Origin of the sequence: Corallococcus sp. CA041A (genome assembly GCF_003612075.1) — a bacterium.
Lineage (GTDB): Bacteria > Myxococcota > Myxococcia > Myxococcales > Myxococcaceae > Corallococcus > Corallococcus exiguus.
In genome coordinates this window covers 1-8,002 of the sequence record NZ_RAWF01000362.1, presented here as the reverse complement: position 1 = coordinate 8,002, position 8,002 = coordinate 1, and the positions used below count along the sequence as shown (strand labels likewise).

The following is an 8,002-nucleotide window of genomic DNA, read 5'->3' as shown; positions in this document are numbered from 1 at the left end:
GCGGGACGGGCATCGCGCCCGGCCCTCCACCTCCCGTCGTCACCCGTTGTCGTTGTTGGAGGAGGGCGGCCCGCAGGGCGGGTCGTCCTTGCGCGGCGGATTCGCGGGCTCGTTGCCCAGCAGCTGGCACAGCCCCGTCTGCAGCTTCTCCAGGAGGCACGACAGCACCTCCACCTCCGGCGGCGCCAGGAACTCGCGCGCCTGGGCATCCACCCACCGCGCGGCGAGTTCCAGGGCCTGGATCTCCCGGCGCCCCGCGTCGGTGATTTCCAGGCGCACGCAGCGGCGGTTCTCCCCCGCGCGGCGCTCCACCAGCCCATCCTCCTCCAACCGGTCCACCAGCCGGCTCACGGCGGGCGCGTCGATGAGCAGCCGCTCCGCGATCTGCGCCTGGCTGTGGATGCCGTGGATTCCGATGTTCTTGAGCACGAGCAGCTGCATCAGCGGCCGATCCGTTTGCTCACCCACTTTTTGGGTGAGCAAACGGACCACTGCGCGTCGCGTCGATGCCACTTGCTCAGCGATGGTCATGGGCGTAAGAGATGATTGCATTCAACAACGGTTGTCAATTACATCTTGACCGCGCGCAGGGAACCCGGGGTGGGTACCACCACTCGCTCCTGCCGGAAAGACCCGCCGCTCCAGAGTATGGCCACCTCCAGCGCCCTCCTCGTCCTCCTCCTCGCCGCCACGCAACAGGCGCCGTCCGCGTCTCCCGCCCCCCAGCAGCCCACACCTGACGCCAGCGCCGCCGCGGCCGCGCCGGCCCCCGTCCCCTTCCAGCCGAAGGTGGAAGACCCCATGCTCACGCCCGTCCCGCCGGCGCCGGAGCAGGTGAAGACGTGGGATGACGCCCTCACCCGGGTGCGCCAGCGATCCACGGACCTGCGCAACGCGGAAGCCGGCGTGTCGCGCGCGCAGGGCCGGTGGCGTCAGTCCCTGGGCCTTCTGCTGCCCAACGCGCGGGCCACCGCGGGCGTGGGCGTGGATGTGCTCCACCCGGACGTGCCCTCCGCCGCGGGCGGCGGCTTCGTGGGCGGCTCCAACACCGGCACCGGGGTGGCGGGTCCCAGCGCGCCCCTGGGCACGGTGTCCGCGTCCCTCACCCAGTCCATCATTGATGTGGGTGCGTGGCGGGGCCTGTCGTCCGCGAAGGCCTCCGAGTCCGCGTCCGTGGCCAGCCTCCAGGACGTGCAGCGCCGCCTCACCCAGGGGCTGGCGCAGGTGCTGGTGGCCACGGTGGCCGCCGAGCGCGCCGCGGAGGTCAACCGCGTGGGCCTGCGTCAGGCGCTGGAGCGCCAGGCCATCACCCAGCGCTCGTTCGAGCTGGGCGCCGGCACCCAGCTGGACGTGGTGCGGGTGAGCCAGGACGTGGCGGTGGCCCGGCAGGCGCTGGTGGCCGGGGACGAGCAGCTGCGCCGGACGCGTGAGTCGCTGGGCCTGTCCCTGGGCGAGGACCACGGCGTGGGCGTCAACCCGGAGTTCAACCTGGGCGGGCTGGTGGAGCAGACGCGCCAGGACTGCGCCCCCCTGCAGGACCTGGCCAACCGGCCGGACCTGGTGGCCCAGCGGGCCAACGTGGACGCGGCCCGGGAGAGCCGGCGCCAGGCTTCCGCCGGTTACCTGCCCACCCTGGGACTGAGCAGCACGCTGGTGGGTTTCACCACCGACCCCGGCTTTGGCCGCTTCGGCACCTGGAACGTGTCCGCGGTGCTGTCCATGCCCCTGTGGGAGGGCGGTCAGCGCGAAGGGCTCGTGCGCGAGCGCGCAGGCATTGAAGAACAGGCCGCCCAGTCGCTGGAGGCCAACCGCCGCAACGTGGGTGTGGAGGTTTCTCGCGCGCGGCGTGGAGTGGAAGTGGCCGAGGCGCTGTTGAAGACCGCTGCCGAGTCCGTGGAGCTGGCGGACCGGACGGACCGGCTCACGCGCCGGGCCTTCGAGGTGGGACGAGGTGGCAGTTTGGAGCTGGTGCAGAGCGGAGCCGCCCTCCGCCAGGCGCAGCTCGCGTTGGTTTTGAGGGAATTCGAGCTCGTCCAGGCCCGCCTGGACGCGTTCCTGACGGAGGCCCGGTGCGACTGGTGACGAGGGTACGCCCCCTGAAGGCGCTGATGACGAAGACGGTGTTGGGCGCGGCGCTGGTGGCTGGCGCGGCCGGGTGCTCGGGCAAGCCGGAGGCGAAGGCCGCTCCGCCGCCGCGCGAGGTGCAGGTGGTGGCGCTGGCGCCGCACGAGGTGCGGGACACCGGCGAGTACCTGGGTTCGCTCCTGTCGCGGCAGAGCGTGACGGTGCTGCCGCAGGTGAACGGCTACATCCGGAAGATCCTGGTGAAGCCCGGCCAGAAGGTGGAGGCCGGCACGCCGCTGATTGAGGTGGACGCGCGCCAGGAGACCGCGGCGCTGGACAGCGCGCAGGCCCAGCAGAGCTCCTCCGCGGTGGAGCTGGAGCTGGCGAAGCGCACCCTGGCGCGTACGGAGTCCCTCAACCGCGAGGGCCTGGCCAGCGTGCAGGAGTTGGAGCGCGCCCAGGCGGCGGTGAAGGCGTCGGAGGCCGCGGCGCGCGCGGCGGGCGCGAACGTGGCCCAGCGCCAGGTGCAGCTGCAGTTCCACGTGGTGCGCGCGCCGTTCGCGGGCACCATGGGCGACGTGCTGGTGCGCGTGGGTGACTTCGTGAGCGCCACCACGACGCTCACGACGGTGGCCCAGGCGGACGCGCTGGAGGTCAGCGTGTCGGTGCCGTCGTTCCGCGCGCGGTCGCTCAAGCCGGACACGCAGCTGGAGCTGTTGGATCAGCAGGGCCGGGTCATCCTCTCCAGCACCGTCTTCTACGTGGCGCCGCAGACGGACCCTCGCACGCAGCTGGTGGAGGTGAAGGCCGCCTTCCGCAACACGGTGGGCCTGCGCCCCAGTGAGCTTTTGCGGGCGCGGCTGGTGTACTCCACGCGGGACGCGCTCCAGATTCCGGCGCTCGCGGTGGTGCGCCAGAGCGGCCAGCCCTTCGCCATGGTGGTGGAGAAGAAGGACGGCAAGACGCTGGTGGAGCGCCGCCCGGTGGCGCTGGGGCAGCTGGGCGACATGTCCTACGTGGTGGAGGGCGGCCTGAAGCAGGGCGACCTCGTCGCGGTGTCGTCGCTGAACATGCTGCGCGACGGCATGCCCGTCATCCCCAAGCAGGTCTCCGTGAACAACGACGCATCCCCCCAGCCGACGGGCACCGTGAGGGCCGACGAGGTCCCCACCAACGCCCAGCTGCCCCGCTCCGCGTCCGGTGGCGGCGGCACCACCGGCGGCAGCCGCTAGCAGGCGAATTCAAGAGAGGCGCCACACCGTGTTCGTCGACTTCTTCATCCGCAGGCCTGTCTTCGCCATCGTCTGCTCCATCATCCTGACGCTGGTGGGCGTCATCGCCATCCCGACGCTGCCCATCGCGCAGTACCCGGACCTGGCGCCGCCGCAAGTCACCGTCACCAGCACCTACGTCGGCGCCAGCGCCGAGGTGGTGGAGTCCGCAGTCACCATCCCGTTGGAGCAGGAGCTCAACGGCGTGGAGGACATGCGCTACATCACCTCCACCAGCAGCAACGACGGCACCAGCACCATCACCGTCACCTTCGCCCCCACGCGCAACATCGAGGTGGCGGCGGTGGACGTGCAGAACCGCGTGAGCCGCGCCGCGGCCCGCCTGCCCGCGCAGGTGAACCAGACGGGCATCGTGGTGAACAAGGCCTCCAGCCAGATGCTGCTGACGGTGGGCCTGTCCTCCCCGGACAACCGCTACGACGCGAAGTTCCTCTCCAACTACGCGGACGTGAACCTCAAGGACGCCATCAAGCGCGTCCGCGGCGTGGGCGAGGTGCGCATCTTCGGTGAGCGCAAGTTCTCCATGCGCCTGTGGTTGGATCCGTCCGAGCTGGCGCGCCGGAACATGACGCCGCAGGACGTGGTGCGCGCGCTCCAGGAGCAGAACCTCCAGGTGGCCGCGGGCCAGGTGGGCCAGCCGCCGTCCAGCGACGAGCAGCCGTACCAGATTGCCGTGCGCGCCCGGGGCCGCCTGGTGGAGCCGGAGGAGTTCGGCGACATCGTGCTCATGCGCAACAACGACGGCCGCGCCGTCACGGTGAAGGACGTGGGCCGCGTGGAGCTGGGCGCGGAGAACTACAGCACCCTCCTGCGCTTCAACGGCCGCACCGGCGTGGGCCTGGCCATCTTCCAGCTGCCCACCGCCAACGCGCTGGACGTGCGCGACGGCGTCATCAAGGAGCTGGACCGCCTGTCGCAGTCCTTCCCGCCGGGCCTGGAGTACCGCGTGGGCACGGACACCACGCTCGCGGTGCGCGCCTCCGTCAACGAGGTGATCCACACCCTCATTGAAGCCATCGCGCTCGTCATCCTGGTCATCTTCCTGTTCCTGCACGGGTGGCGCAGCGTTCTCATCACCGCGCTCACCCTGCCGGTGTCACTCGTCGGCACGTTCGCGTTCGTCTACCTGATGGGCTTCTCCATCAACACGCTGACCCTCTTCGGCCTCACATTGGCCACGGGTCTCGTGGTGGACGACGCCATCGTGGTCATCGAGAACATCGAGCGCCTGATGGCGGAGCGCGGGCTCAGCCCGTTCCAGGCGGCGCGCGAAGGCATGAAGGAGGTGGCTGGCGCGGTGGTGGCCATCTCCGTGGTGCTGGTGGCGGTGTTCATCCCGGTGGCCCTCTTCCCGGGCACCACGGGCTCCATCTACCGGCAGTTCGCGCTCACCATCGCCGCGTCGGTGGCCCTGTCCACCTTCTGCGCGCTGACGCTCACGCCCGCCCTGTCCGCGCGGCTGCTCAAGCACCACCACGGCCCCAAGTGGGTGTTCTTCCGCAAGGTGGACCAGGTGCTGGACTGGACGCGCGACATGTACGGCAAGGGGCTGCGCAAGCTGCTGGTGCACCCGGTCATCGTGCTGGTGGCGTTCCTCGCCTGCATCGGCCTGACGGTGATGCTGTTCCGCTCCGCGCCCACGGGCTTCATCCCGGATGAGGACCAGGGCTACGTCATCATCTCCGTGCAGGGGCCGGAGGGCATGGCCCTCAGCCAGACGGAGAAGGTGCTCCAGGAGGTGGAGGCGGTGCTCAAGGCCCAGCCGGAGGTGAGCGTGATGTTCGCCATCGGTGGCTTCTCCCCCAGCGGCAACGGCTCCAACTACGCCACCGTCTTCACGGCCTTGAAGCCGTGGGAGGAGCGCACGGGCAAGGACCAGTCCGTGGCCGCGCTGGTGGAGCGGCTGCGCGGGCCGCTGGGCAAGATTGGCAGCGCGCGCGTCATCCCCTTCCAGCCCCCCGCCATCCGCGGCGTGGGCAGCGTGGGCGGCTTCCAGTTCATCGTGGAGGACGTCGCCGGCAACCACTCGCTGGAAGACCTGGCCAACGCCACGCAAGAGATGGTGCAGAAGGGCAACGAGGAGGGCCGCCTGCGCGGCGTCTTCACCCCCTTCAACGCCAACACGCCCATCCTGGACGTGGAGGTGGACCGCCAGAAGGCCAAGGCGCTGGGCGTGCCCATTGAGCAGATCTTCGGCGTGATGCAGCTCTACATGGGCAGCCAGTACGTCAACGACTTCAACTACGCCAGCCGCACCTACCGCGTGTACGTCCAGGCCGAGCAGCAGTTCCGCGACAGCCCCCAGGACATCGGCTCCTTCTACGCACGCACGGACGCGGGCGACATGATTCCGCTGGAGTCGCTGGTGAAGGTGACGCCCATCGTCTCCGCGCAGGTCATCAAGCACTACAACCTGTTCCGCTCCGTGGAGATCAACGGCCAGGGCGCGCCCGGCGTGTCGTCCGGCCAGGCGCTGGAGGCCATGGAGCAGGTGGCCCAGGCGGCGCTGCCCCAGGGCATGTCCTCCGAGTGGACGGGCATCAGCCTGGAGCAGAAGGAGTCCGGCGGGCAGACGATGATCATCTTCGGCCTGGGCATCCTCTTCGTGTTCCTGGTGCTGGCGGCGCAGTACGAGTCCTTCAGCCTCCCGTTCGTCATCATCCTGTCCGTGCCGCTGGCCATCATGGGCGCGCTGGGATTGCAGGTGGCGCGCGGCTACGCGAACGACGTGTTCTGCCAGGTGGGTCTGGTGATGCTCGTGGGCCTCGCGTCCAAGAACGCCATCCTCATCGTGGAGTTCGCGGAGCAGCTGCGCGAGCAGGGCAAGAGCGCGCTGGAGGCGGTGGTGACGGCGGCGGAAGTCCGCCTGCGCCCCATCCTCATGACGTCCATCGCGTTCCTCCTGGGCGTGGTGCCGCTGATGACGGCGTCCGGCGCGGGCGCGGCGGCGCGCAACTCGCTGGGCACCGCGGTGTTCGGCGGCATGCTGGTGTCCACCATCGTCAACCTCATCTTCATCCCGGGCCTCTACATCCTCATGCAGAAGGTGCGTGGGGACGCGAAGCGGTCCAGCGGTGAGGAGGAGACGCCCACTTCGCACGAGCCCGCCCCGGCGCACGCGCCGTGAGCTGACCTGGCAGTGCAGCGCTGAAAAACAGACCGCCCTCCCCTTCCGGTACGCGAAGAGGAGGGCGGTGGTGTTTTCGGGGCTGCTCGTCGCGCGTCAGATTTCGTGGGCGGTCTGCTCGTACACGATGACGTGGCGGGACTCGGGCAGCAGGATGATGTTGAGCGTGCGCCAGTTGTCGCCGTTGGGGCCGGTGCTGAACTCGCGGAAGTAGCTCTTCACCTGCGCGTTCGCGGCGCTCTCGCCGTAGGTGTCGAGGATGGCCTGGTGCAGCGGCTGGAACTGCAGGTACATCCGCGGCAGGAACGCCGCGTAGGTGTACGTGCCCGGGTTCGGGTCGTTGCGGTAGCCCTTGTACTCGCTGCGCGCGAGCACCGCCGCCGCCGCCGCGTTCAGCGAGGCGTGCGTCGAGTACGGCCACGCGAAGTCATACCGGTCCAGGAAGGAGTACATGTCCTCGCGGTACGCGTTGGCCCCGCCGAGCACCGCGTTGAGGGTCCCGTCGAGCGGGAACGCCGCCAGCGTCACCGGGGCATTGGCCGGCGCCGGAGAGGGGTTCGCCACGCACGCGCCGCCCACGCAGGAGGCCTGGAGGCGGTACTGCTTGGCCAGGCCGTTGCTCCAGCCCACCACCACCAGGTACTCGCCCGCCTGATTGAAGGTCGCGAGCGGAATCTTGCTCAGCTCGCCGTAGCCGGAGTCGTCGTCCCCGTAGAGCGGCCAGTAGCCGTAGCCGTACTGCGTCTTCGGGCCGTACACGTACAGGCCGGTGTCCACGCCCATGCCGGTGCCCAGGTGGGTGACTTCCAGCGCCACCTGCGTGTTCGCCGCGACGTTGAGCTTGAAGCCCTCGTAGTTCGCGGACGTGCCGGTGTTCGACGTCACCGCGCCGCCCACGGGCAGCGTGCCCGCGATGTACAGGTAGCTGTCGAACGGAGCGGGCGGAGCCGGCACCAGCTGCTGCGTCGCCGTCGTCACCGTGTCGCCGCCCTCGGGGGCCGGGGTCTGCTCCGGCTGACCGCCACAGGCGCCCATCAGGCCCACCGCGGACATGCCCAGCACCGCGCTTCGCACTGCCGTTCCACGCTTCATCGCGTCCACCTTCTCAAGGAGGGCGGGGGGACCCGCCCTGGGAGTGAAACGCCTCCCTGTGACAGTTTGGAGCCTGGAACTCAAGCAACAGATGAAACACAGGCGCCCTTGGTGATTGGAGAGGGATTGCGGGCATGCTCCCGCACCCGCAGGAAAGCATCGCGTGCAGCGAAGGCCTGTGGACTCTGGGCAAGGAAGCGCTCCACGATGGCTTCGAACATGACAATAGAAAGACCCCCCTCTCTCGAGTTCGTCCTGGAGCGTGCCCGGGAACGAGCCCGTCGCGAGGAGTTGGCCCGGTCCCTGGCCGAGAGAGAGGGGAATGTCAGCGTCACGGAGCGCCTGGTGAATGGCCGATGGAGTTGGCTGCGACTGGCGGGACTGCTGCTCGCGGTGGGCTGCGCCTCCCTGCCCGCCCCCATCCCCC

At 69.7% G+C, this 8,002-nt stretch carries 6 protein-coding genes; 3 read left to right on the top strand and 3 right to left on the bottom strand.

Annotated elements, in window-relative coordinates; translation table 11 throughout:
- Positions 1–39: 39 nt before the first annotated feature.
- A complete protein-coding gene (locus tag D7V77_RS45845; RefSeq protein WP_233605283.1) occupies positions 40–441 on the bottom strand; it encodes a MarR family winged helix-turn-helix transcriptional regulator in 402 nt (133 codons plus the stop codon).
- A gap of 207 nt (positions 442–648) precedes the next feature.
- Between D7V77_RS45845 and D7V77_RS38505 the strand changes: the two genes are divergently transcribed.
- Genes D7V77_RS38505 through D7V77_RS38495 form a run of 3 tightly spaced genes read left to right on the top strand, consistent with a single transcriptional unit; the run spans position 649 to position 6,483 of the window.
- A complete protein-coding gene (locus D7V77_RS38505) occupies positions 649–2,082 on the top strand; it encodes a TolC family protein (RefSeq protein ID WP_120581210.1) in 1,434 nt (477 codons plus the stop codon).
- A gap of 26 nt (positions 2,083–2,108) precedes the next feature.
- Positions 2,109–3,296, top strand: coding sequence for an efflux RND transporter periplasmic adaptor subunit (locus tag D7V77_RS38500; RefSeq protein WP_120581209.1), 1,188 nt, complete (start codon positions 2,109–2,111; stop codon positions 3,294–3,296).
- A 28-nt stretch (positions 3,297–3,324) separates the two neighbouring features.
- Positions 3,325–6,483, top strand: coding sequence for an efflux RND transporter permease subunit (locus D7V77_RS38495; protein ID WP_120581208.1), 3,159 nt, complete (start codon positions 3,325–3,327; stop codon positions 6,481–6,483).
- A gap of 96 nt (positions 6,484–6,579) precedes the next feature.
- On the opposite strand, the gene D7V77_RS38490 is transcribed toward D7V77_RS38495, so the two are convergent.
- Both D7V77_RS38490 and D7V77_RS44030 read right to left on the bottom strand, forming a co-directional pair.
- Positions 6,580–7,575: a hypothetical protein gene (locus D7V77_RS38490; protein WP_120581207.1), complete on the bottom strand. Its 996-nt coding sequence runs from the start codon at positions 7,573–7,575 to the stop codon at positions 6,580–6,582.
- A gap of 80 nt (positions 7,576–7,655) precedes the next feature.
- Positions 7,656–7,796, bottom strand: coding sequence for a hypothetical protein (locus D7V77_RS44030; RefSeq protein ID WP_158624569.1), 141 nt, complete (start codon positions 7,794–7,796; stop codon positions 7,656–7,658).
- Positions 7,797–8,002 lie beyond the last annotated feature (206 nt).

Excerpts from the sequence above, each read along its gene's own strand:
- D7V77_RS45845 (WP_233605283.1), bottom strand. The coding sequence starts at position 441 with ATGCAGCTGCTCGTGCTCAAGAACATCGGAATCCACGGCATCCACAGC.
- D7V77_RS38505 (WP_120581210.1), top strand. The coding sequence starts at position 649 with ATGGCCACCTCCAGCGCCCTCCTCGTCCTCCTCCTCGCCGCCACGCAA.
- D7V77_RS38500 (WP_120581209.1), top strand. The coding sequence starts at position 2,109 with ATGACGAAGACGGTGTTGGGCGCGGCGCTGGTGGCTGGCGCGGCCGGG.
- D7V77_RS38490 (WP_120581207.1), bottom strand. The coding sequence starts at position 7,575 with ATGAAGCGTGGAACGGCAGTGCGAAGCGCGGTGCTGGGCATGTCCGCG.
- D7V77_RS44030 (WP_158624569.1), bottom strand. The coding sequence starts at position 7,796 with ATGTTCGAAGCCATCGTGGAGCGCTTCCTTGCCCAGAGTCCACAGGCC.